Annotated in this window: 20 protein-coding genes; 18 read left to right on the top strand and 2 right to left on the bottom strand. The window is 42.1% G+C overall.

Translation table 11 applies throughout. The features are described from left to right. Positions 1-4 precede the first annotated feature (4 nt). Genes purM through purD form a run of 4 tightly spaced genes read left to right on the top strand, consistent with a single transcriptional unit; the run spans position 5 to position 4,432 of the window. Positions 5-1,039 carry a phosphoribosylformylglycinamidine cyclo-ligase gene (gene purM, locus ACIFOT_RS25220; RefSeq protein ID WP_430069448.1) on the top strand — a complete coding sequence of 345 codons (1,035 nt, stop codon included), beginning with the start codon at positions 5-7 and terminating at the stop codon, positions 1,037-1,039. Further along, the gene (purN, locus tag ACIFOT_RS25215) at positions 1,036-1,638 is read left to right on the top strand and encodes a phosphoribosylglycinamide formyltransferase (protein WP_430069446.1); all 603 of its coding nucleotides are present in this window, start codon (positions 1,036-1,038) and stop codon (positions 1,636-1,638) included. Before purM ends, purN begins: the two co-directional genes overlap by 4 nt. Further along, entirely contained in the window at positions 1,613-3,151 is a 1,539-nt protein-coding gene (purH, locus tag ACIFOT_RS25210) for a bifunctional phosphoribosylaminoimidazolecarboxamide formyltransferase/IMP cyclohydrolase (RefSeq protein WP_430069443.1), read from the top strand. Before purN ends, purH begins: the two co-directional genes overlap by 26 nt. Before the next feature lie 12 nt (positions 3,152-3,163). After that, positions 3,164-4,432 (top strand): phosphoribosylamine--glycine ligase, encoded by a 1,269-nt coding sequence (gene purD / locus ACIFOT_RS25205; protein ID WP_430069479.1) that lies wholly within the window; start codon positions 3,164-3,166, stop codon positions 4,430-4,432. Positions 4,433-4,487: 55 nt separating this feature from the next. On the opposite strand, the gene ACIFOT_RS25200 is transcribed toward purD, so the two are convergent. After that, positions 4,488-4,772 (bottom strand): YgaP family membrane protein, encoded by a 285-nt coding sequence (locus ACIFOT_RS25200; RefSeq protein WP_430069441.1) that lies wholly within the window; start codon positions 4,770-4,772, stop codon positions 4,488-4,490. Between the two features lie 166 nt (positions 4,773-4,938). Here ACIFOT_RS25200 and ACIFOT_RS25195 point away from each other — a divergent pair, with 166 nt between their 5' ends. The 8 genes from ACIFOT_RS25195 (at position 4,939) to pruA (ending at position 16,209) form a co-directional block, all read left to right on the top strand. Continuing rightward, on the top strand, positions 4,939-6,684 hold the full coding sequence (locus tag ACIFOT_RS25195; protein ID WP_430069438.1) for an adenine deaminase C-terminal domain-containing protein: 1,746 nt from the start codon (positions 4,939-4,941) through the stop codon (positions 6,682-6,684). A gap of 71 nt (positions 6,685-6,755) precedes the next feature. After that, a complete protein-coding gene (locus ACIFOT_RS25190) occupies positions 6,756-7,805 on the top strand; it encodes a DUF3048 domain-containing protein (RefSeq protein WP_430069436.1) in 1,050 nt (349 codons plus the stop codon). 18 nt (positions 7,806-7,823) lie between these two features. Beyond that, positions 7,824-8,138: a YerC/YecD family TrpR-related protein gene (locus ACIFOT_RS25185; protein WP_430069433.1), complete on the top strand. Its 315-nt coding sequence runs from the start codon at positions 7,824-7,826 to the stop codon at positions 8,136-8,138. 176 nt (positions 8,139-8,314) lie between these two features. Beyond that, positions 8,315-8,998 (top strand): heptaprenylglyceryl phosphate synthase, encoded by a 684-nt coding sequence (locus ACIFOT_RS25180; protein WP_430069430.1) that lies wholly within the window; start codon positions 8,315-8,317, stop codon positions 8,996-8,998. A 70-nt stretch (positions 8,999-9,068) separates the two neighbouring features. Next, positions 9,069-11,330 (top strand): DNA helicase PcrA, encoded by a 2,262-nt coding sequence (gene pcrA, locus ACIFOT_RS25175; RefSeq protein ID WP_430069427.1) that lies wholly within the window; start codon positions 9,069-9,071, stop codon positions 11,328-11,330. Between the two features lie 30 nt (positions 11,331-11,360). Further along, positions 11,361-13,367, top strand: a complete 2,007-nt coding sequence (ligA, locus tag ACIFOT_RS25170) for an NAD-dependent DNA ligase LigA (protein WP_430069425.1) — start codon at positions 11,361-11,363, stop codon at positions 13,365-13,367. Between the two features lie 17 nt (positions 13,368-13,384). Then, on the top strand, positions 13,385-14,545 hold the full coding sequence (locus ACIFOT_RS25165; protein ID WP_430069422.1) for a CamS family sex pheromone protein: 1,161 nt from the start codon (positions 13,385-13,387) through the stop codon (positions 14,543-14,545). Between the two features lie 116 nt (positions 14,546-14,661). Further along, positions 14,662-16,209: an L-glutamate gamma-semialdehyde dehydrogenase gene (pruA, locus tag ACIFOT_RS25160; protein WP_430069420.1), complete on the top strand. Its 1,548-nt coding sequence runs from the start codon at positions 14,662-14,664 to the stop codon at positions 16,207-16,209. A 209-nt stretch (positions 16,210-16,418) separates the two neighbouring features. Here pruA and ACIFOT_RS25155 read toward each other — a convergent pair whose 3' ends face one another. Further along, entirely contained in the window at positions 16,419-17,228 is an 810-nt protein-coding gene (locus tag ACIFOT_RS25155; protein ID WP_430069418.1) for a hypothetical protein, read from the bottom strand. Positions 17,229-17,426: 198 nt separating this feature from the next. Between ACIFOT_RS25155 and ACIFOT_RS25150 the strand changes: the two genes are divergently transcribed. The 6 genes from ACIFOT_RS25150 to ACIFOT_RS25125 all read left to right on the top strand — a co-directional run bounded on the left by ACIFOT_RS25150 (position 17,427) and on the right by ACIFOT_RS25125 (position 23,664). Beyond that, positions 17,427-17,654: a hypothetical protein gene (locus ACIFOT_RS25150; protein ID WP_430069416.1), complete on the top strand. Its 228-nt coding sequence runs from the start codon at positions 17,427-17,429 to the stop codon at positions 17,652-17,654. Positions 17,655-17,673: 19 nt separating this feature from the next. Next, the gene (locus tag ACIFOT_RS25145) at positions 17,674-18,660 is read left to right on the top strand and encodes a hypothetical protein (RefSeq protein WP_430069413.1); all 987 of its coding nucleotides are present in this window, start codon (positions 17,674-17,676) and stop codon (positions 18,658-18,660) included. Between the two features lie 188 nt (positions 18,661-18,848). Then, positions 18,849-21,260: a nitrite reductase large subunit NirB gene (gene nirB / locus ACIFOT_RS25140; protein WP_430069410.1), complete on the top strand. Its 2,412-nt coding sequence runs from the start codon at positions 18,849-18,851 to the stop codon at positions 21,258-21,260. A 6-nt stretch (positions 21,261-21,266) separates the two neighbouring features. Then, on the top strand, positions 21,267-21,590 hold the full coding sequence (nirD, locus tag ACIFOT_RS25135) for a nitrite reductase small subunit NirD (RefSeq protein ID WP_335713896.1): 324 nt from the start codon (positions 21,267-21,269) through the stop codon (positions 21,588-21,590). A gap of 26 nt (positions 21,591-21,616) precedes the next feature. Further along, positions 21,617-23,038 carry a uroporphyrinogen-III C-methyltransferase gene (gene cobA / locus ACIFOT_RS25130; protein ID WP_430069407.1) on the top strand — a complete coding sequence of 474 codons (1,422 nt, stop codon included), beginning with the start codon at positions 21,617-21,619 and terminating at the stop codon, positions 23,036-23,038. Beyond that, on the top strand, positions 23,035-23,664 hold the full coding sequence (locus ACIFOT_RS25125) for an NAD(P)-binding protein (protein ID WP_430069404.1): 630 nt from the start codon (positions 23,035-23,037) through the stop codon (positions 23,662-23,664). Before cobA ends, ACIFOT_RS25125 begins: the two co-directional genes overlap by 4 nt. Positions 23,665-23,734: the final 70 nt, after the last annotated feature.

Raw genomic sequence — 23,734 nt, 5'->3', positions numbered from 1 at the left:
ACTTTTGGCAAATGCATACAAACAAGCAGGAGTAAATATCGAAGCAGGCTATGAAGCAGTCGATCGGATGAAAAAGCATGTTCAAAGAACAGCAAGAAACGGTGTATTGGGCAGTCTCGGCGGTTTTGGCGGCATGTTTGATCTTTCTTCGTTAAATTTGAAAGAACCAGTACTGGTGTCAGGCACCGATGGAGTCGGCACGAAACTGAAGATTGCTTTTATGATGGATCAGCACGATACGATTGGTATCGATGCGGTGGCTATGTGTGTGAATGATATTGTGGTGCAAGGGGCAGAACCGTTATACTTCCTCGATTATATCGCTTGCGGGAAAGCTGTTCCTGAAAAAATCGAGGCCATTGTGAAAGGAATCGCGGATGGCTGTGAACAGGCAGGCTGCGCTCTGATTGGAGGGGAAACGGCGGAAATGCCGGGACTTTACCGTGAGGATGAATATGACCTGGCTGGATTTACAGTCGGTGCATGTGAGAAATCACGTCTAATCAACGGAGAAACGATTAAGCCGGGAGATGTGCTGATCGGGCTACCTTCTAGCGGGATCCACAGCAATGGCTACTCTCTCGTCAGGAAAGTGTTTAACAATTGGTCATTAATCGAATTCGTCGACGAACTCGGGTGTACATTAGGGGAAGAATTATTAAAACCAACAAAAATTTATGTAAAGCCGATTTTGTCTGCGCTTGAAAAGTTTAACCTAAAAGGAATGGCCCATATTACGGGGGGCGGATTTATCGAGAACATTCCAAGAATGCTGCCTGCTGGTTTAGGTGCGGAGTTGGATGAAAAACGCTGGCAGATCCCGAATATCTTCAAATTGATTTCTGAGGTTGGACAAATCGATTATAAAGAGATGTATAATATTTTTAACATGGGAATTGGCATGGTCGTTGCTGTGGATCAAGATGATGCGGGGGAACTGTTGGAATATTTCCGTCAATGTGGTGAAACAGCTTATGAAATAGGCGTCGTGACCGATCAAGAAGGTATAGCCATTAAAGGTTTAGGTGGCCGTCGATGAAGAAAATCGCCGTGTTTGCATCAGGAAGCGGAAGCAATTTTCAAACGATCGTTGACGCTGTTCAATCCGGGGTGCTTACTGCAAACCTAGCACTTTTGGTTTGTGATAAGCCAGGTGCTTACGTCATTGAAAGAGCAAAAGCATCAGGGATACCTTGTTTTATTTTTAATCCTAAAGACTATCTTGAAAAGGCAGACTATGAAAAAGTAATATCTGTACTGCTGAAGGAAAATAAAGTGGACTTGATTGTACTTGCCGGGTACATGCGTCTGATTGGACCGACCTTATTAAAAGAGTACGAAGGGCGAATCGTGAACATTCACCCTTCCCTTTTGCCAGACTTTCCAGGTAAAGATGCGATAGGCCAGGCATTAGCAGCGAAAGCGAAATGGAGCGGCGTAACCATTCATTTTGTCGATGCTGGAATGGATACAGGCCCGATTATTGTCAGGGAACGAGTGCGAATTGAAGAAAACGAGACAAGAGAAAGTTTAACCACGAAGATTCAGGCGATTGAGCATAAGCTATATCCATCGATTCTACAAATGCTTATTACACAAGGAGAGGTTTTATATGCAGAAAAAGCGAGCGTTAATTAGCGTATCTGACAAAAGTGGAGTTAGCGAATTTACTAGAGAATTAGATCGTTTAGGCTTTGAAATCATCTCAACCGGCGGGACAAAGAAAATGCTTCAGGAGCAGGGGATTCCGGTTTTCGGTGTCAGTGATGTTACCGGGTTTCCAGAAATTTTAGAAGGCCGTGTTAAAACATTAAATCCATATATTCATGGCGGTTTACTTGCAAAGCATGATGAGAAGGACCATCAAAAACAGCTTGATGAGCATGGCATTACACCAATTCAGCTTGTTTGCGTGAATCTTTATCCATTCCAGCAAACGATTGAAAAACCGGATGTAACGGTGGCGGATGCGATTGAGAATATTGATATCGGCGGACCGACGATGCTCCGCGCTTCTGCAAAAAACCATCAATATGTCACAGTAGTTGTAGACCCTGCTGATTATGAAAAGGTTCTGGCTGAATTAAATGCAGATGGTTCAACGAAGCTTGAAACGAGAAGAAAGCTTGCGGCGAAAGTATTCCGCCATACCGCTGCCTATGATGCTTTAATCGCAGAATATATGACCGATCTTGCTCAGGAAGAAACTCCTGAAAAATTGACGGTTACATATGAATTAAAGCAGACACTCAGGTACGGAGAAAATCCGCATCAACAAGCTGCTTTTTATAAAAAGCCATTAGGCTCTACGTTCTCGATTGCAAATGCCGAACAGCTTCATGGCAAAGAGCTTTCTTATAATAATATCAATGATGCCGATGCCGCCCTGCAAATTGTTAAAGAATTTACAGAGCCTGCAGCTGTTGCTGTTAAGCACATGAATCCGTGCGGTGTTGGGACAGGGAAAACTGGTTTTGAGGCGTTTGAAAAAGCGTTCGCAGCGGACCCAGTATCGATTTTTGGGGGAATCATTGCATTTAATCGTGAAGTCGACGGACAAACGGCTGGGAAACTTCATGAGATTTTCTTAGAAATTATCATTGCTCCTTCTTTCACTAAGGAAGCATTAGAGATTTTAACTGCGAAAAAGAATTTACGATTATTAACGATTCCGTTCGAGCAAGCACCAAAAGCAGAAATGAAGATGACAACGATCGAAGGCGGGTTACTCGTCCAAGAACAGGATCGCTTCACATTAGAGCATGCCGAAATCACCATTCCAACTAAAAGACAGCCGACAGAGGCGGAATGGGCGGCATTGAAGCTTAGCTGGAAGGTAGTAAAACATGTGAAATCAAATGCTATCGTTGTTTCAAGTGAAGACATGACACTTGGAATTGGTGCCGGTCAAATGAACCGCGTGGGCTCAGCAGAAATTGCGCTGAAACAGGCAGGCAGTAAAGCGGAAGGCGCCGCACTTGCCTCGGATGCGTTTTTCCCAATGGATGATACCGTTGAAGCTGCTGCGAAAGCAGGAATTACCGCAATTATTCAGCCTGGCGGATCCATTCGCGATGCCGATTCCATCAAAAAAGCAGACGAATACGGAATTGCGATGGTATTTACAGGAGTTAGACATTTTAAACACTAAGGGGGAAATATGGTGAAGGTTCTAATCATTGGCCGCGGCGGAAGAGAGCATGCCATATGTCGTAAAGTAAATGAAAGCCCGCTTGTAGAAAAAGTGTATGCAGCTCCTGGTAATGACGGCATGGTTGATGTGGCGGAGCTTATTGCAATCCAAGAATCTAACTGCGAGCAGCTCCTGCAATTTGCGAAAGAAGAGAACATAGGCCTAACGATTATCGGCCCTGAAGTTCCACTTTTGGAAGGGTTGGCTGATACGTTCGAAGCAGCAGGCTTAAAGGTGTTTGGACCACGCCAAGCCGCTGCCGAAATTGAAGGAAGCAAATCGTTTGCGAAAGAATTAATGAAGAAGTACCAGATTCCAACAGCTGATTACGAAGTGTTTACTTCTATTGAGAATGCGCGTCAGTATGTAGAGGAAAAGGGTGCACCGATTGTCATTAAAGCAGACGGCTTAGCGGCAGGTAAAGGTGTAACGGTGGCAATGACCAAAGAGGAAGCCTTAGCAAGCTTGGAGGACATGCTTGTTGGAGCGAAATTTGGTGCCGCATCCTCAAGAGTGGTTATTGAAGAATTTTTAAGCGGGGAAGAGTTTTCGTTAATGGCTCTTGTGAATGGAGAAGTGGTTATTCCGCTTGAGATTGCACAGGACCATAAGCGAGCCTTTGATGGAGACCAGGGGCCCAATACCGGTGGGATGGGTGCCTATTCACCAGTTCCGCAAATTGGTGCGGAAATGGTTCAAACGGCTGTTGAAACAGTTCTTCGTCCTGCGGCCAAAGCGATGGTTGAGGAAGGCAGAAGCTTTTGCGGTATTTTGTATGCGGGCTTAATTGCTACACCTGAAGGTCCAAAGGTGATAGAATTTAATGCTCGCTTCGGTGATCCGGAGACACAGGTAATTTTACCGAGACTGTCGTCAGATTTAGTGGCTGTGATCCTAGAACTTCTAGATGGCGGTGTTCCGGTCCTTGAATGGGATTCCCAGTCCATGGTCGGTGTGGTGGTCGCTTCGAAGGGTTATCCGGATGAATACCAAAAGGGTGCTGTTTTACATGGATTGGGTGAAATTGATAAAAGTTTATTCACCTTCCATGCGGGAACGAGGAAAAATGCTGCAGGAGATTTCACTACAGCTGGGGGCAGAGTCCTATTAGTAGGAGCAAAAGCTGAAAACTTAATTGAAGCGCAGAAAAAGGTTTATGCTGAGCTTGAAAAATTAAATTGTGACGGTGTCTTTTATCGAAAAGATATCGGTACAAAGGCTATTGAGAACGTTTTTTGAGTTGTACTTAACTACAATTAAAGGGCTGACCGTTCGCGGCCGCCCTTTTTTGATTTCAGGTCGGATTATAAGGAACCTCAATTCCTTCCATCCCATCCATTGAATCATCCGCATGATTGTGTTCCTCAATCATCCCTTGGCATTTTTCACAAAGTGCTGTTATAGGACAATAGCGTACAATCCCTTCAGCCACCTTCATCGCTCCGCATAAAGCCACGAATAAATAGGAATCCCGCCACGGATGCTTCACCAATTTAGAGGTACTCCATGCAAGAACAGTTAGACCAAGGGTAATCCGAATTAATGCGTTTAATAGGCCGATATTTGGTCTGATATTCATTTTGTTCACTCCTTCACAATATTTTTACAATATTTATCATTTCTTTACTGCTTTAAACTGTAAAGTATGATAGTATAGTATCTAAAGAAATTTTGTAAGGGCTTTCTTTATTGATAAATCAAGATTTTATTATATAAATAGTTTTTTAAAAAGGGAGGGATTTTGTATGCTGGAACAACGCTATCGCTGGAAAAATAAACACTTACGCATGCATGTGTCCGTTTTGGATGGGAAAACGTCTCCCACCATATTATTGAAAAATGCTTTGTATTTAAATCAGACCTTTCGCAAATGGATGCGTGCTAATATTTGGATCTGCGAAGATCGGATTGTGTATATTGGCGAGAATCTGCCAGCTAATGTAAAAAACTGTGAAATCATTGATTGTACGGACAAAATCCTTGTACCAGGATACATTGAACCACATGCTCATCCATTTAATTTATATAATCCCCATACATTTGCAGCCTATGCATCACAGTTTGGAACCACGACGTTAATTAATGACAATATGGCCCTGATTTTAAATATGAAAAAAAAGGAAGCGTTCTCATTATTAAAGGACCTTCGTTCGATTCCAACAACGATGTTTTGGTGGTGCCGTTTTGATTCGCAAACTGAGGTTTTGCATGAAGAAGAAATTTTTTCACACAGTAATATTAAGTCCTGGCTTGAGCACGACGCTGTCCTTCAGGGAGGCGAGCTGACCGGCTGGCCGAAGCTGCTTGATGGCGATGATATGATGCTGCATTGGATTCAAGAAGCAAAGCGGATGCGCAAGCAAATCGAAGGTCATTTTCCAGGTGCTTCTGAAAAAACATTAGCAAAAATGATGCTTTTAGGCGCTGATTGTGACCATGAAGCGATGACAGGTGAGGACGTTTACAATCGCCTGATGCAGGGATATATGGTGTCGCTCAGGTACTCTTCCCTGCGCCCAGATCTTCCGCAAATATTGGATGACATGAAACGATTAGGCATCGAGGCATATGATAGACTATTATTTAATACGGATGGTTCTTCATCGATTTTTTACGAAGAGGGAATCACCGATCAAATGATTCGGATTGCGATTGAAAAGGGAGTTCCTGTTATTGATGCCTATAATATGGCAACTGTAAATATCGCTAGATACTACAATATTGATCATTTACATGGTAATATTGCTACTGGCCGTGTTGCCAATATTAACTTTTTATCAAGTATCGAAAATCCAACACCTGTTTCCGTTCTTGCTAAGGGGAAATGGGTGAAGCGTGATGGTGTGAAGGTAGAAGACGCTTATCCTTCCATCAATTGGGCTCCATATGGATTAAAGCCAATGGAGCTGGATTGGGAATTAACAATGGATGATTTGCAATTCTCGATGCCCTTTGGAGTGAAAATGGAGAATTCCGTTATCACAAAACCCTATTCGATCGCGATTGATGTTTCCGGTGATGAACTGCCAACCAATCATGATGAATGCTTTTTTACATTAATTGACCGGCAAGGAAAATGGCGGATTAATACTATCTTAAAAGGCTTTGCAACCAAGCTTTCTGCTTTAGCAAGCTCGTTTTCGAATACAGGAGATATTATTTTAATAGGAAAAAATAAACAAGATATGCTTCATGCTTTTAATAGAATGAAAGAGCAGGGCGGCGGGATAGTAGTGATGGAGAACGCCGAGATTGTCTGCGAGCTGCCGCTGAAGTTAAGCGGAATCATGTCTGAGGCGTCGGTAGAAGAATTAATGATTCAGGAAAAAAGATTGTTTGAAGAGCTAGCGGCCAGAGGTTATTCTTTTTCCGATCTGATGTACAGTTTATTGTTCTTTTCTTCTACTCATTTACCATACATTCGCGTTACACAGCAAGGGATGTATGATGTAATGAATAAAACAGTTCTCTTTCCTTCGATAATGCGTTAAACTGTAATTAGGTAAAGGGTTAAAGTGTGAAAGCGTTTAACATCAAGGATGGAATTCGGGGTGTTGCATAGATGAAAAAGTGGGCTGTTGCCATGGCAGCTGTCCTTTTACTGTTCTCTGGCTGCAGTAACAAGGAAAAGGTTAAGGAGCCGGAAAAAAAGCACGAAGTAGTTGACAAAGTAGTGGAAAAAGATGAACAGAAGCAAGAGGACCCTTATTTTTTCCCGCTGACTGGTATTAGGTCTAAGACCGCTGTCGATGGAAGAGCTGTAGCAGTAATGGTTAATAATCATCCAAAAGCAAGACCGCAGTCGGGATTGAACAAGGCTGATATCGTCTATGAAGTGCTGGCAGAGGGGGATATCACCCGTTTCCTGGCCGTTTTTCAAAGTGAAAAGCCGGCGAATATCGGTCCTGTCCGAAGTGCAAGGGATTATTATATCGAACTTGCTAAAGGGTTGAATGCTCTGTATGTTGCACACGGCTGGAGTGAGGAAGCAAAGAAAATGCTTGAAGGGAATTATATCGATAATTTGAATGGAATGGTCTACGATGGGACGCTATTTAAACGATCAAGCACACGGAAAGCACCTCATAACTCCTATATAACCTATGACAATATTTTAAAGGGCGCCGAACAAAAACATTACTCAATGGAAAAAAGTCCACCGGCTTTTAAGTTTTATACAGAGGAAGAAAGCAAAAATATTACAGGAAATGATGCCAAATCCGTCATGATTTCCTACTCAAAAAGTGCGATTTCTGATTCAACCTACGAGTATGACAGTACACTAGGCAAATATAAGCGCTTCTCAGGCGGAGAACAAACGGTTGATTTAGATACGGAGGAACCGGTGCTACTCGATAATATTTTTATCATTGAAGCCGTTCATCAAGTGATTGATTCGTATGGACGCCGGGATATTGATCTTAAATCTGGCGGAAAAGGTAATTTGCTGCAAAAAGGGAAAGTAATCGAGGTAGAATGGAAGAATAAGAACGGTTTAATTGTTCCAATCAAGGATGGGGAAGAGGTTCGTTTAGTACCGGGGAAAACATGGGTCAATGTTGTTCCAACCAATCCTGGACTACAAAAAAGTGTTTCATTTAATGTAAATTAACTAAAAGGGGTAAAGTATATGCAAATAAATAAATTACGGGGAAAAGAGCTCGATCAATTATTTAAAGCAGTGCTTTCATTAAAGGATTTAGAAGAATGTTACCGATTTTTTGATGATTTGTGCACAATCAATGAAATTCAGTCTCTTGCCCAGCGTTTAGATGTTGCCCGAATGCTCCGTGAGGGAAATACGTACCACAAAATTGAAACTGAAACTGGCGCAAGTACCGCTACGATTTCACGGGTTAAACGCTGCTTGAATTTTGGAAATGATACGTATGAAATGGTTTTGGAACGAATTAAAGAAGAAAACAGCAAAGCGGAAGAAGTATAAACAAACCGGAGAGAGACTCTTCGGTTTTTCTTTTTGTCCAGCCCATGGTCAAGGCGCTTCCGCTTTTCTTTTTGATTGGTTATCATTTCTAAAACTAGTTTCATTGTTTTATTTTTTTATCGAATGGGCTAATGATATAATGGTGTAATGGACTTATGTAATGGAGGAATCCTTTAATGTATGATTTTCGCGAGTGGCGCCACGTGTTTAAACTCGATCCAAATAAAGAAATTTCAGACGACCAGTTAGAAAAAATATGTGAATCAGGCACCGATGCCGTGATGGTCGGCGGAACAGATGGAGTGACCCTTGAAAATGTCCTTGATTTAATGGCAAGAATCCGAAGGTATACCGTTCCGTGCGTCTTGGAAGTTTCCAACATTGAAACCGTAACACCGGGTTTTGACCTGTATTTTATCCCAACAATCTTAAATAGCAGTGATACGAAGTGGATCACAGGGCTTCATCATCAAGCTGTAAAGGAATTCGGTGAGATTATGGACTGGGATGAAATAGTCATGGAGGGCTATTGCATCTTGAATGAAGCTTGCAAAGCTGCCCAACTAACCGCGTCCAATTCCAGCGTAACCAACGAAGATGTAAAGGCCTATGCGATGATGGCAGAAAAAATGTTTCAGCTGCCGATTTTTTATCTTGAATACAGTGGCAAATATGGAAATGTGAATCTCGTAGCAGACGTGAAAAAGGTTCTTGAAAAAACAACTCTTTTTTATGGAGGCGGTATTTCTACAAAGGAACAAGCTGCAGAAATGGCCAAGCATGCCGACGTGATTGTCGTTGGCAACGCACTTTATGACAACTTTGAAAATGCCTTAGAAACGGTGAAAAGCGTTCGGTAGAAATTTGCGCTTGAATGCAAGGAACGATAAAATAAAAATAAGAACAAATGTTTGTAATGGTGGTGGAATTATGCAATATTTAACGGATAAGCTTTTGAATGGCCTGAATCCAGAGCAGCAGAGTGCAGTAAAAGCAACGGATGGTCCGCTTTTATTAATGGCAGGAGCAGGCAGTGGAAAAACAAGAGTATTAACGCATCGCATTGCGTATCTAATAGTTGAAAAACGAGTAAACCCATATAACATTTTAGCAATTACCTTTACCAACAAAGCTGCACGCGAAATGAAAGAAAGAATCGGGAAAATGATGGGGGGAGCAGCGGAAGAAATCTGGATTTCGACCTTCCACTCGATGTGCGTACGTATTTTACGCAGGGATATCGACCGGATGGGCTTTAACCGCAATTTTACAATCCTTGATACAACTGATCAGCAATCAGTCATTAAAGGGATTCTTAAAGAAAAAAATCTTGACCCGAAGAAGTTTGACCCGCGGGCGCTATTAGGCGCGATTAGTTCTGCAAAAAATGAATTGATTGACCCAGAAGAATATGCGAAAACTGCAGGCGGGTTCTTTGAACAAACCGTAAGTGAGGTCTACACAGAATACCAAAAGCGGCTGCGCAAAAATCAGGCGCTCGATTTTGATGATCTGATTATGACGACGATTCAGTTATTTCAAAGGGTTCCAGAGGTGCTTGAATATTATCAGCGAAAGTTCCAATACATCCATGTCGATGAGTATCAGGATACCAATAGAGCCCAATATATGCTCGTAAAAATGCTCGCGATGCGCTTCAAAAACCTATGTGTTGTCGGGGACTCCGATCAGTCCATCTATCGCTGGCGCGGGGCGGATATTGCCAATATCCTTTCCTTTGAAAAAGATTATCCGAACGCTGCCGTCATCCTGCTTGAGCAAAACTACCGCTCGACCAAAAGGATTCTCATGGCGGCTAATAAGGTTATTGAAAATAACCTGAACCGAAAAGCGAAGAATCTTTGGACCGAAAACCCGGAAGGTAATAAAATTGTTTATTACCGTGCTGATAGTGAACAGTCTGAGGCTCAATTCGTTGCAGGAAAAATAAAGGAACTAACCCGTGATGACAAAAATAAACTAACAGACATTGCCATTCTTTATCGTACAAACGCTCAGTCCCGTGTTATGGAGGAAGTGCTGCTTAAATCGAACATCGGATATTCGATTGTGGGCGGTACAAAATTCTATGACAGAAAAGAAATTAAAGACATGCTGGCATATTTGCGTTTGATTTCCAATCCGGATGATGACATCAGCCTGCAGCGGATTATCAATGTACCGAAAAGGGGAATTGGCTCAACCTCATTTGATAAGATTGCTAATTTTGCAGCGATGCATGATATCTCCATCTATCAGGCACTCGATTCCATTGAATTGATTGGTGTAAGTCCTAAGATTACGAAAGCCGCAAGTGAATTCCGCGACTTAGTTCGCAATTATACAAATATGCAGGAGTTCTTATCCGTTACAGAGCTTGTTGAAGAAGTTCTTGATAAGACTGGTTACAAGGAAATGCTCAAAGCAGAAAAATCATTGGAAGCACAAAGCCGCTTAGAAAACCTTGAGGAATTATTATCTGTAACCAAAAACTTTGAAGATACGAACGAGGATAAGAGTCTGATTGCCTTTTTAACAGATTTAGCCTTGGTAGCCGACATTGATGCATTGGATGAAGAGGGCGAAAAAGCGGATTCGATTACGCTAATGACACTGCACTCAGCCAAGGGCTTAGAATTCCCGATTGTCTTCTTGATTGGCATGGAGGAAGGTGTGTTTCCACACAGCCGCTCGCTTATGGAAGAAGTAGAAATGGAAGAGGAACGCCGCCTTGCCTATGTGGGTATTACACGTGCAGAGCAAAGCTTGTTCTTAACCAATGCCCAAATGAGAACCTTGTTCGGACGAACCAATATGAACCCAGCATCTAGATTTATCAGCGAAATTCCGGAAGACCTTTTAGAGGGTGTAGAACCAGAAAAACGCCAGTCGTCCCCATTTGGCAGCTCAAGGTCATTTGGATCATCAGGCACTTCATTTGGCGGCCGAGGAAGCACATTTGGCACCCCATCCGCACCTCGAAAACCCGTCATGCGCCCAGTTTCAGCCTCTTCCGGAGGAGATGAACTTGGCTGGAAGGTTGGCGATAAAGCCGAGCATGGTAAATGGGGTATAGGGACTGTCGTAAGTGTAAAAGGCCAAGGAGAAGGGACGGAGCTTGATATTGCCTTCCCAAGTCCAGTGGGCATCAAGCGCCTTCTCGCCAAATTCGCACCAATTAAAAAAGCGTAAGATTGAAATGTTAATGAAAGGGCTGGGTATATGGACCTTCAAATCGCTGAGCAGAAAATTAATGAACTTAGAACCCTATTAAATCAATACGGTTATGAATATTATGTGCTGGATGAGCCGACCGTTCCTGATTCTGAATATGATCGGCTGATGCAGGAATTACAGGAGCTTGAAGAAAAGTTTCCGCAGTATAAAACACCAGATTCACCTACGGTGCGAGTGGGCGGTGCCGTTCTGGATGTATTTGAAAAAGTCGAGCACCGGACGCCGATGCTCAGCCTTGGGAATGCTTTTAATGAGCAGGACTTAAGGGATTTTGACCGCCGCATCCGACAGGCAGTAGGCGATGATTTTTCCTATGTTTGTGAACTGAAAATTGACGGACTTGCCGTTTCGTTAAGATATGAAGAAGGGCTGTTTGTTCAAGGGGCGACCCGTGGGGATGGAACGATTGGCGAAGATATTACCTCGAATCTGAAAACCATTAAATCGATTCCGCTCCGTTTACGGGAAAATGTATCGCTAGAGGTACGAGGTGAAGCCTACATGCCAAAACGCTCCTTTGAAGCCTTGAACAAGGTTCGCGAAGAGCGCGGCGAGGAGCTGTTTGCTAATCCTCGTAATGCCGCTGCCGGTTCACTAAGACAGCTAGATCCGAAGATTGCTGCTTCGAGAAAACTGGATGTCTTTTTATACGGCATTGGCAATACCGGAGAAAGCGGCGTTGTTTCGCATAGTGAAGGTCTTGATTACTTAGACCATCTTGGATTTAAAACGAATAAAGAAAGAAGAAAGTGCTTGGTGATTGATGATGTCATTGATTTCGTCAATAGCTGGGTGGAAAAGCGCCCGGGGCTTCCATATGAAATCGACGGTATCGTCATAAAAGTTGATTCTTTAGAGCAGCAAGGTGCACTCGGAACAACGGCTAAAAGCCCGCGCTGGGCGATTGCTTATAAGTTTCCGGCCGAGGAAGTGGTAACAATGCTTTTGGATATCGAGTTAAGTGTTGGAAGAACAGGTGTAGTTACACCAACAGCCATTCTAGAGCCTGTTAAAGTAGCAGGAACAACCGTGCAGCGTGCTTCCTTGCATAATGAAGATTTAATCCGTGAAAAAGATATTAAAATTGGCGATAAGGTTGTCGTGAAAAAAGCAGGCGATATCATTCCAGAGGTGGTCAATGTATTGGCTGACCAAAGGACAGGTGAGGAAAGGGATTTCCAAATGCCGACCCATTGTCCAGAATGTGAAAGCGACCTTGTCCGGCTTGAAGGGGAAGTAGCCCTTAGGTGCATTAACCCGAAATGTCCGGCCCAAATTCGCGAGGGCTTGATTCATTTTGTTTCAAGAGATGCGATGAATATCGATGGACTTGGCGAAAAGGTGATCAGCCAGCTTTTTGCCGAAAAGTTAATCAGTGATGTTGCTGATATTTATAAGCTTACCCGCGATCAGCTATTAGCCCTTGAACGAATGGGTGAAAAGTCTGTTTCTAATTTATTAAAGGCCATTGAGGCTTCGAAAAGTAATTCCCTCGAAAAGCTGCTTTTTGGGTTAGGAATTCGTCATGTTGGGGCGAAAGCAGCCAAGACGCTGGCAATAAGCTTTGGTACTATGAATGTGCTGGCATCTGCTACGAAGGATGAATTAATCGCCATTAACGAAATCGGTGATAAAATGGCCGATTCGATTGTAGCCTTTTTTGAACAAGAGGAGGCTGGTGAGCTCATCCAAGGATTAATCACTGCCGGAGTCAATATGGAATACAAAGGAGCAAAACCTGTTTCCGCTGAAGAATCGGATTCTATTTTTGCGGGAAAAACGGTTGTTTTAACAGGAAAGCTTGAGCAATTATCGCGAAATGAAGCGAAGGAAAAAATTGAAGCGCTTGGCGGCAATGTGGCGGGCAGCGTAAGTAAGAAAACCCACCTCGTCATCGCGGGTGAAGATGCCGGCTCTAAGTTAGCCAAGGCGCAAGAACTGGGAATTGAAGTTTGGGATGAGGAGAAGCTTTTAGTAGAATTAAATAAGTAGTAAGAGGTGTTATCGACGTGAGAAAGCTCTCATTGCTTGCTCTCTCCTTTGTTTTTTTGCTGAGTGCCTGTGCACCGAATTTTCAGAAGCAAAATGAAGTGGTTCAATCAAAGGAGAAAGTAAAAGGGAAGGCGATTATTCCTAAATATAATATATCAGACAATTATTACCGGACCATCCTGCCATTTGAGCCTGGGGAAGCGCGCGGGTTGGTCGTGAATAATATTAATACTCGCTATGACCTGAACGAATTTGAAACGGGACTAATGCGAATCGCCCAAAATAGTTTCAGTACTGATAAGTATTATTTTCGTGAAGGTCAGGAAATTAAAGGAAAGACGATACGACTTTGGTTAAACCGTAAATTTACGGATCCACAATTAAAGGATGAAGGCCTTAAAGCCACAGAAAATATCGGGCTAAACCCTGTAAATACAGCGGCGTCTGGTGCTGAACCAACATCACCGGTTTATTTGGCTCATATCTTAGAACATGATTATTTAACGAAAGACGATAAGGGAAATGTGTCTCTTGGCGGTGTTTCGATTGGACTTGCCCTCAATTCCATCTACTACTATCAAACCGTAAAAGATGGTCCTGTTTATGAGAAAAAAATTGATTATGCTGAAATGGAAAGGGAAGGCAAGAAGATGGCTGAGGAAGTCGTAAAGCGGATGCGGGCGATGAAAAATTTAGCCGATGTACCGATTACGATTGGTTTATTTATGCAGCAGAGCAAATCTTCTGTTATTCCTGGCAGATATATTGCTTACTCAACCGTTGACAAAGGCAGCCAGACATTAAATGATTGGGAAAAAGGAAATGAAAAATACTATTTATTCCCTTCAACAGATGCCCAGGAAGATCATCGTGATGATGTGATTGCCTTCTTAAACTTTAAGCAGGATGTTGAAGAATATTTTCCTAATTTTAATGGTGTCATTGGCAAAGCATTTTACGTTGGAGATCAGCTCCAGGAATTAAATATAACCATTCCTATTCAATTTTATGGGAAAACAGAAGGAATTGGTTTTACCCAGTATTTGACAGGTTTGGTGATGGAACATTTCCCTAAATATATTTCTGTTTCTGTAAGTATTACGTCAGTCGACGGGCCTGAAGCGTTAATTGTCCGCAAGGCAAACGAAGATGAACCATTTGTTTATATTTACCAGTAGAAGACCGGCTTTTGCGCCGGTCTTTTTTTAAAATTTTATCATTTGATACTGATAAATGAATCATGTAGAATGAACATTGGGTGTAAACGTTTTATACATAGGAGGGTTTTAGAATAATGGTACAACCATACAAACACGAACCATTCACAGATTTTACAACAGAAGAAAACCGTCAGGCCTATCTTAATGCGTTAAAAACAGTAGAAGGTTATTTAGGACAGGATTATCCTCTTGTTATCGGCGGAGAGAAGGTTACGACAGAAGATAAAATTGTTTCTTACAATCCTGCTAATAAAGAAGAAGTGATTGGCCGCGTTTCAAAAGCGAACAAAGAGCTTGCTGAAAAAGCAATGCAGGCGGCGGTAGAAGCATTTAAAACTTGGAAAAAGACAAAGGCAGAGGTTCGAGCGGATGTGCTTTTCAAAGCAGCAACAATCATTCGCCGACGTAAAAACGAATTCTCTGCACTTTTAACAAAAGAAGCAGGAAAGCCGTGGAGAGAAGCGGATGCTGATACTGCAGAAGCAATTGACTTTCTAGAATATTATGGGCGCCAAATGCTTGCAATGAAAAATGGAGTACCGGTTAATAGCCGTCCAAACGAATTTAACCGCTATGACTATATTCCATTAGGAGTAGGCATCATCATTTCTCCATGGAACTTCCCATTAGCGATTATGGCTGGAACAACTGTTGCGGCAATCGTTTCTGGTAATACAGTTCTTTTAAAACCAGCTTCTACAACGCCAATTGTGGCTGCTAAATTCGTGGAAGTTATGGAAGAAGCCGGTCTTCCTAAAGGCGTACTAAACTTTGTGCCAGGAAGCGGCGCTGAAGTAGGCGACTACTTAGTTGACCATAAGGATACTCGTTTCATCAGCTTCACAGGTTCACGTGATGTAGGACTTCGTATTTTCGATCGTTCTTCAAAAGTGAATCCTGGTCAAGTGTGGATGAAGCGTCTAATTGCTGAAATGGGCGGTAAAGATACGATCGTTGTTGATTCTGAAGCTGATTTAGAGCTTGCAGCACAATCTATCGTTGCTGGCGCATTTGGTTTTTCCGGCCAAAAATGTTCTGCATGTTCTCGTGCAGTTATCGTTGAAGATGTTTACGATACAGTTTTAAATCGCGTTGTTGAGTTAACGAACCAATTAACTATGGGAGATCCAACTGAGCAGGGCTCTTACATGGGTCCAGTTATCGACAATAGTGCGTTCAAAAAGATTATGGAATATGTTGAAATTGGTAAGCAGGAAGGTAAGTTAATGGCCGGCGGCGAAGGAGATGACTCTAAAGGTTACTTCATCAAGCCAACTGTTATTGCGGACCTTGCTCCAGATGCCCGCATTATGCAGGAAGAAATCTTTGGCCCAGTTGTTGGTTTCACTAAAGCGAAGGATTTCACTGAAGCAATTGAAATTGCCAATAACACTGAGTATGGCTTAACAGGTGCCGTTATCACGAAAAATCGTGCCCACTTAGAGCAAGCTCGTGAAGATTTCCATGTTGGTAACCTGTACTTCAACCGTTCATGTACAGGCGCAATCGTTGGCTACCAGCCATTCGGCGGCTTCAACATGTCAGGAACTGACTCAAAAGCAGGCGGCCCTGACTACCTATTGCTTCACATGCAAGCGAAAACTACTTCTGAAATGTATTAAGAAATATGAAACCTCTTCTCAAGATTTGAGAAGAGGTTTTTTGCTTAGGTGTCAATGAAGGACAAAACCTTTAAAGAAAGCTGGCGAAATGTCCTTCATAATACGGATGAAGGACAAAAACTAACAAAAAAACTAGTGAAATGTCTTTCATAAGCTGTATGGAGGAACATATCCTCCAAATAAACTATAGAAAAGTCCTTCATTCAAAATCAAGGAACCTTCACCACAAATGGTACCGTGAAAACTTTCCCGTCTTGTTGAAATTGTCCCCAGATTTTATAGATTCCCTTTTCAGGAAAAATGGTCATAAACGTAACCTTTGGTCCATTCCCTTTCATCGTCATCGGATGAATGTGTAAGTATTTTTGGGCATCGCCGCTTATCGCAACAGCATGTCCCATTGCCCCTAAATAGGGCTCAAGAGTTTTAATCGGTTTATTGTTTTGGGCATCACGAATGGTGAAAGTCATATGCGAAGTTTTTCCAGCGGTCAGATTTTCAAACGAAAGGGATACTTTTTTATCTTCCACCACCTTTGTTAGCTTTTTATCAGCGACGAGAGGCACTTCCTTTGCTGCTGAACCCTCAATCTGCAGCCAGTGGCTTTCCATACTTGGGTCACCACCGCCTTTAGGGGTAAATTCGGAGATGAGTTTGTAATCTCCTCCAGCCGGAAAATCCGTTTTAAAAAAGAATTCCCCATTTCCTTTATATTCAGGATGAATATGTGAAAAATAAGATAAATCCTTGCTAACAATAAATAAATGCATTTTTTTCTCATGAACAGTATCAAAGGATTTAAACGGTGTATTGGTCTTGTCCATGATTAATATTGAAACTGGTGTATCTTCGTTTGCTTTCGGATGGTCCGAGATTTTCCATTCAGAATTTGTCGGCACCACGTCTGTTGGCACAGCACTCATTTGATGGCCCGTCGTGGACTTTGGTACTTTTAAGGGATTACATGCCGATAAAAGAATCGTAGATAAGAGACAGAATGCAATCATATAATATCTCAAGGTCATTCTCCTTTCGCAGTTTCCATTCTACTAAATATACATTCCCTATTTCCACCAATGCAAGGACTTTTTGACAACAACAAGTCGACCATAGCAAAAATAATGTTAATATAAAGAAGTCACAATAAAATTGAAACAATTTAAAGGAATAATTCGTCATTAAATTAAGAAGTAATTATTATTGGAGGAACTGGCCAGGTGATACCGTTCTATTTGTTACATGTTACAGCGGTTGCACATAGTGAAAATTTACTTTGGACCTTTTTACTATGCAATGTTTTTGTTGTCAGCTCTGGAATTATCTTTATGTATAGACTATTTACACAAAAGAAGGTGCGGATCGCGGGAATTACGTTTGGAATTGCCATAGTGATTAATTATGTCCTCATCGCGATATACGGGGACATATTTGATTTACTTGGCTAGGCGAAGGGAGAAGGTATATATGAAATATTATCGTTTGTGGGTAATTGCCTTTTTATTAAAATTCATTGGTTCCGCATGGGATGCATCCTATCATTTTAAATATTTATTCGAAGAATACTCCATACCCCATATTGTTAATACATTAGGTTTTGCTCTAGGAGCAATTTTGCTCTTCCAAGAGTGGCGGCAGACTAAGCACATGGATCGCTTTTCTAGAAACCTGATTACCATTGGCTATGCGTTATTTTTAATTGGGATTCCCTTAGATTTTACTTATCATATTGCCTACGGCATTGATTTAACAACATGGAGTCCGACCCATTTTATTTATTACATTGCCACCGATATAATGATCTTTGGAGTTTGGCGGGGATATTTTATATTTAGCCGGGACGTGAAACCGACATGGAAGTCGATGCACACGTGGTTTGCGATGTTTCTCCTTGAATGTTTTATGTTTCCGAACATGCAGCAGGAAAATGGGGCTATTTCCTATAATCAGTACATCCATGGAAAATCGATTGCCTCAAAAGAAATATTAGATTTAATATCGGATCCAGCCTCCCAAATTTTTGGCGGCATTCCGGAATGGGTGTATCCGATTTATTCTGTGATAATGGTAGCTGCCTTAACGGTTATCATTATTAGGATTTACCGCGATTTTTCCATTCCTGTTGCGGCTGCAGCACTGTATATCCTGCTCAGATTTGTGGGGAAAACGATCTTTTTCGCCGTCGGCTACCCAACTTCGTATGTCCCGATTACGATTATATTAATTCCGCTTTGCTTTTTCATTTTTAAAAAGACCAACTGGGTTGCAGGGCTAACGGGCAGTTTAGCTTACTTTCTTGTCTTGTTTGCGATAAATAGATCCGGCATTCTGATCACCCCGCCATTGGTAATATGGGAACTTGTCCCGGTTGCTATAATTGGTACACTTGTCCCGGTTCTTAATTCCCAAATAAAGCGAATACAACTTTGGCATAAAAATAAACAACCGGCTTAAAAAAGGGTGCCCCAATGGGCACCCTCTTCTAGTTTAGCGGGACGCTCGAAGGCTTGGGTTTTTGACAATTATGTGAAATCATTCACAAAGATGATTGGGAAGTGACGAACATCACAAATTTAAAGCAGTAATGAAATTACAATATAGCTATAGAGAAAACGTAATTAATAAATAGGGAGAGACCCAACATGAAAAAATTAGTGATGATCGGTAACGGAATGGCAGGAGTCAGGACAATTGAAGAAATTCTCAAACTGGCACCAGAACAATTTGAGATTACGATTTTTGGAAAAGAACCACATCCAAACTATAACCGTATTAAATTATCAAACATCCTTCAGGGCGACACCAGCTTTGATGAAATCATTATCAATCCGTTTGATTGGTATAAGGAAAATAATATTCAATTATTTACGGATGAAGAGATAGTCAAAATCGATGTGGACGGAAAACGAGTCATCAGCGACCAGAGCCATGAAGTGGACTATGATGAATTAATTATTGCCACGGGTTCGAATTCTTTTATTCTGCCAATCCCAGGTGCTGACAAAATCGGCGTGACCGGTTTCCGTGATATCCATGATTGTGAAATGATGATCAAATCAGCCGAGCATTATAAAAAGGCTGTGGTAATTGGCGGTGGATTGCTTGGCCTTGAAGCGGCAAGGGGATTGTTGAACCTGGGCATGAAGGTCGATGTGGTACACCTTATGCCAAATTTAATGGAACGCCAATTAGATTCAATTGCTTCATCACTACTGAAATCAGAACTAGAATCACAGGGCATGAACTTTTTAATGGAAAAGGAAACCGTCGAAATCCTTGGCGACGAACGCGTAACAGGTCTGCGCTTTAAGGATGGATCAGAAGTGGAAGCGGATCTCGTTGTCATGGCTATTGGGATTAAATCCAATAATGACGTAGCAAAAAGCAGTGGGATTTATGTTAACCGCGGCATCGTCGTAAATGATTTTATGGAAACAAGTGTGCCAAGTGTTTACACTGTTGGTGAATGTGCAGAACATAGAGAAATTGTTTATGGCATGGTTGCGCCATTATACGAACAAGGCAAGGTGCTTGCAAACCGTATTTGTGGGCTAAATGCAGAACCTTACACAGGATCGGTTACCGGAACACAGCTGAAGGTTGCCGGAGTCGACCTGTTCTCAGCTGGAGAAATCTTTGATGATGGCCAAACCAAATCCATTATGGTTTACAACGAATTTGAGGGAATTTATAAACGTGTTTTAACAAGAAATAATCGAATTGTTGGGATTGTGATGTACGGCGACACAAAAGAAAGTACAAAACTATTCCGCATGCTGACGAAAAAAGATGATGTCAGCGGTGTTTCGATTTTTCAAACTGAATGCAGCGCTGAGGCAGGCGGCGATGTAGCCTCCATGCCAAATGATGAACTTGTGTGCGGCTGTAACGGAGTCACAAAGGGTGCGATTGTAGAGGCGATTCAAACACAAGGCTTGACAACACTTGATCAAGTAAGCCATTGCACGAATGCTGGACGTTCTTGCGGCCGCTGTAAACCGATGGTCAGCCAAATTCTTGCCCATACGATTGGTCATCAATTTGATGCAGCAATGGCCGGAAAGACTAGTATTTGTGGCTGTACAACCTTAAGCCGCGAGGAATTGCTCGAAGAAATCAAAGTCAAGGGCTTAACAAGCGTGAAAGAAGTTATGAACGTGCTTGAATGGAACAATGAAGAAGGCTGTACAAAATGCCGTCCGGCGATTAACTACTATCTTGGCATGATTTACATGGATGAGTATAAGGATGACCGTGATTCCCGTCTTGTTAATGAAAAAATGCATGCAAATATCCAAAAGGATGGAACTTATTCTGTTGTTCCAAGAATGTATGGCGGGGTGACTACCGCAGCAGATTTGAAAAAAATTGCCGAAGTTGCTGAAAAATATAACGTTCCTCTAGTAAAATTAACAGGAGGACAACGAATTGGATTATTCGGTGTCATAAAGGAAGACCTGCCAGGTATGTGGGAAGAGCTCGATATGCCGTCAGGATATGCCTATGGAAAAACACTTCGTACGGTCAAAACCTGTGTCGGCGCCCAGTTCTGCCGCTATGGTACACAGGATTCTATGGCTCTAGGCATTGAGCTTGAAAAGAAATTTGAACGTCTCGATACACCTCATAAAGTAAAAATGGGGGTATCAGCTTGCCCTAGAAACTGTTCAGAAGCAGGCATCAAGGACATCGGCTTTGTCGGCATTGATGGCGGCTGGGAGATTTATGTAGCCGGTAACGGCGGTGTTGACCTTCGCCCTGGCGATTTGCTATGCACAGTCAAAACGACAGAAGAAGTAATGGAAGTGACTGGTGCCTATTTGCAATACTATAGGGAAACGGCTAATTACTTGGAGCGGACTTCTAAGTGGATGGAGCGCGTTGGCCTTGATCATGTAAAAGAAGTTCTAGCAAACGAAGAAACTCGTAAGGCTTTGAATGAGCGAATGGATAAAACATTGAAAAAATACAGTGAACCATGGAATGAAGCGATTCAAAGTGAAGAAATTAAAGATAAGTATTATACTAAACACACTGTCAAGGTGGGGGAGTGAGTCGACATGCTGCAAACAATAACTCGTATACCAGTTGCCCATTATTCAAATGTAAAGATGAGATCCGGCTATTCCATCAAAATTGATAACAAGGAAATTGCTATATTTAAATTAACAAATGGCAAGGTGTATGCCATTGAAGACCGCAGCCCCCATCCAAAGGGGGGCGTCCTTTCCGAAGGGTTAGTTAGTGGTGAATACGTATATTGTCCTGTTTATGATTGGAAAATTTCATTAGCAGATGGAAAAGTGCAGGCACCAGATGAAGGACAAGTTAGGACGTTTAAGGTAGAATTAGAAAATGATATTATTTTTATTATACTAGAGTAAGCAATATTCGCGGGGGAGGCTGAACGATGGAAAAAGGTAAGGTATTTTTAGTAGGCGCAGGGCCAGGGGACATCGGATTAATTACCGTAAAAGGATTGGATGCAATCAAGCAAGCCGATGTCATTCTTTATGACCGTCTAGCCAACCCGAAGCTGTTGGAATTTGCCCCAAACAAGTGCGAACTGGTTTATGGAGGCAAGCTGCCGGAGCGCCACTTTATGCGCCAGGAAAATATAAATGATTTTCTGGTAGAAAAAGCCTTACAAGGCAAAATAGTTGTTCGTTTGAAAGGCGGCGACCCAGGTGTTTTCGGCCGGGTGGGTGAAGAGGCGGAAGCCCTGGCGCAGCATCAAATTCCTTATGAAATCGTCCCAGGCATAACCTCAGGGATTGCAGCACCCCTATATGCCGGGATTCCGGTAACCCATCGGGAGCACGCAGAATCCTTTGCAGTCGTTACTGCCCATGATAAATCCAAGGATGGAAAACCAAATTTGGACTGGGAAAGCCTAGCCCGCGGTGTGGATACCATCGCTTTTTACATGGGTGTCGGAAATTTACCGTTTATATGTGAAAACCTTATTCGTAATGGAAAGCCTTCAACCACTCCTGTGATCTTAATTCAATGGGGCACTTTTGGCCGTCAAAAAACCTTGCAAGGTACATTGGCTGACATATCAGCTAAAGTGTTGGAAGCAAAGTTCAGCAATCCATCTATTATTCTTGTCGGCGAGGTCATTTCCATCCGTGAAAAAATTAGCTGGTTTGAAAAAAAACCACTACATGGCCGGCAGATTTTGCTCGCTCGCACAGGTACTAGCCCTAGCGTACTGGCAAAGGAATTAATGGCACTTGGAGCCGATGTAATTGAATTTCCAAAATGGAAGAAGACTCCTTTACCAATAGATGTTTTAAAAGCGGCTGCCTTTGAAAAAATTCTGTTTGCCTCACCTGAAAGTGTGGAAGAATTTTTCACAGCCGTGTTAGAGCAGCAATTAGATATCAGAACGATTAAAGCGGACTTTTATGGAGCATCAATTAAAACCATTAAAGCACTAAACAGCCGTGGATTTAAGGCTCATCTAGCAGAACTACCTGGAGATTATCTTGTTGTCGGCGATGATAGCATTTTGATAAAAGGCTATGAAAACGTGATGGTTACAGGTAAGAAAGAAATCGACCAGCAGTTCATGCCTATTTTTAAAAGAATGTTAGGAGAAGCAGCATTGAATACCATGGTATTCCCAAGCAGCGCCGCAGTTGAACCATTTATCAAAGCATTAAGTGAATGCGGCATTTCCGCTGCAGAGCTTTTGAAAGATTTACAAGTAATCAGTATGGGGAAACAAACATTGGATGCAGTTGAGGCAGTGGGGCTTCGGTCGGATGGTATGCCGGAACAAGCAACGAAGGAAGCCTTGATTAATTATTTAGAGGGTCGTCAATGAACTCATTCTATCCCATTATATTACGGCTTGAGGGCAAAAAAGTGGTAGTCGTGGGCGGTGGTAAAGTTGCCGAGCGAAAGGTGAACGGTTTACTTGGGACTGGAGCAGATATTATCGTAATAAGTCCGGAGATAACGGAAACGATTCAAAAACTTGCGGACGAGGGTAAGTTTGTTTGGCAGCAAAGGCCTTTTTCTGAAGAAGATGTTTATGGTGCTTTTATGATTTTTGCAGCGACAAATGATCAAACATTAAATCAAATGGTGAAAGATTTGGCAGATTCTCACCAGCTCGTAACCATTGCCGATAATCCAGATGAATCGAATTTTCATATTCCCGCACACTTGCAGCGTGGCCGGTTAAGCATTTCTGTTTCAACTGGCGGTGCAAGTCCAACTCTTGCAAGGAAAATTCGTGAACAGCTTGAACAGCAGTTTAATGAGTCCTATGAAGCTTATTTGGAATTTCTATTTTTAAAGCGACAATGGATTTTGAAAGAGGTGGAGGATGCAACTTTAAAAAGAAAACTATTGGAAGCCATTGTAAGTACGAATTTTTTATCAAGTGAAAATCGCGAGCAGGATTTTCAAAGATTATATAATGAGCAAGCAGGTACCTTAGATTAGGGTACCTGCTTTTTTTATATGGTGCTAGTACGAAAGTATTAATCAGTATGACTTAAGGATTATTTTACCT

The organism is Neobacillus sp. NRS-1170, from assembly GCF_050468025.1.
The sequence above is the reverse complement of the archived record's forward strand: the minus strand, read 5'-3'. Positions and strand labels throughout refer to the sequence as shown.

Excerpts from the sequence above, each read along its gene's own strand:
- ACIFOT_RS25180 (WP_430069430.1), top strand. The coding sequence starts at position 8,315 with ATGTATGATTTTCGCGAGTGGCGCCACGTGTTTAAACTCGATCCAAAT.
- ACIFOT_RS25125 (WP_430069404.1), top strand. The coding sequence starts at position 23,035 with ATGAACTCATTCTATCCCATTATATTACGGCTTGAGGGCAAAAAAGTG.
- ACIFOT_RS25195 (WP_430069438.1), top strand. The coding sequence starts at position 4,939 with ATGCTGGAACAACGCTATCGCTGGAAAAATAAACACTTACGCATGCAT.
- ligA (WP_430069425.1), top strand. The coding sequence starts at position 11,361 with ATGGACCTTCAAATCGCTGAGCAGAAAATTAATGAACTTAGAACCCTA.
- pruA (WP_430069420.1), top strand. The coding sequence starts at position 14,662 with ATGGTACAACCATACAAACACGAACCATTCACAGATTTTACAACAGAA.
- ACIFOT_RS25145 (WP_430069413.1), top strand. The coding sequence starts at position 17,674 with ATGAAATATTATCGTTTGTGGGTAATTGCCTTTTTATTAAAATTCATT.
- cobA (WP_430069407.1), top strand. The coding sequence starts at position 21,617 with ATGGAAAAAGGTAAGGTATTTTTAGTAGGCGCAGGGCCAGGGGACATC.
- ACIFOT_RS25190 (WP_430069436.1), top strand. The coding sequence starts at position 6,756 with ATGAAAAAGTGGGCTGTTGCCATGGCAGCTGTCCTTTTACTGTTCTCT.
- purH (WP_430069443.1), top strand. The coding sequence starts at position 1,613 with ATGCAGAAAAAGCGAGCGTTAATTAGCGTATCTGACAAAAGTGGAGTT.
- nirB (WP_430069410.1), top strand. The coding sequence starts at position 18,849 with ATGAAAAAATTAGTGATGATCGGTAACGGAATGGCAGGAGTCAGGACA.
- ACIFOT_RS25185 (WP_430069433.1), top strand. The coding sequence starts at position 7,824 with ATGCAAATAAATAAATTACGGGGAAAAGAGCTCGATCAATTATTTAAA.
- ACIFOT_RS25200 (WP_430069441.1), bottom strand. The coding sequence starts at position 4,772 with ATGAATATCAGACCAAATATCGGCCTATTAAACGCATTAATTCGGATT.
- purN (WP_430069446.1), top strand. The coding sequence starts at position 1,036 with ATGAAGAAAATCGCCGTGTTTGCATCAGGAAGCGGAAGCAATTTTCAA.
- pcrA (WP_430069427.1), top strand. The coding sequence starts at position 9,069 with ATGCAATATTTAACGGATAAGCTTTTGAATGGCCTGAATCCAGAGCAG.
- nirD (WP_335713896.1), top strand. The coding sequence starts at position 21,267 with ATGCTGCAAACAATAACTCGTATACCAGTTGCCCATTATTCAAATGTA.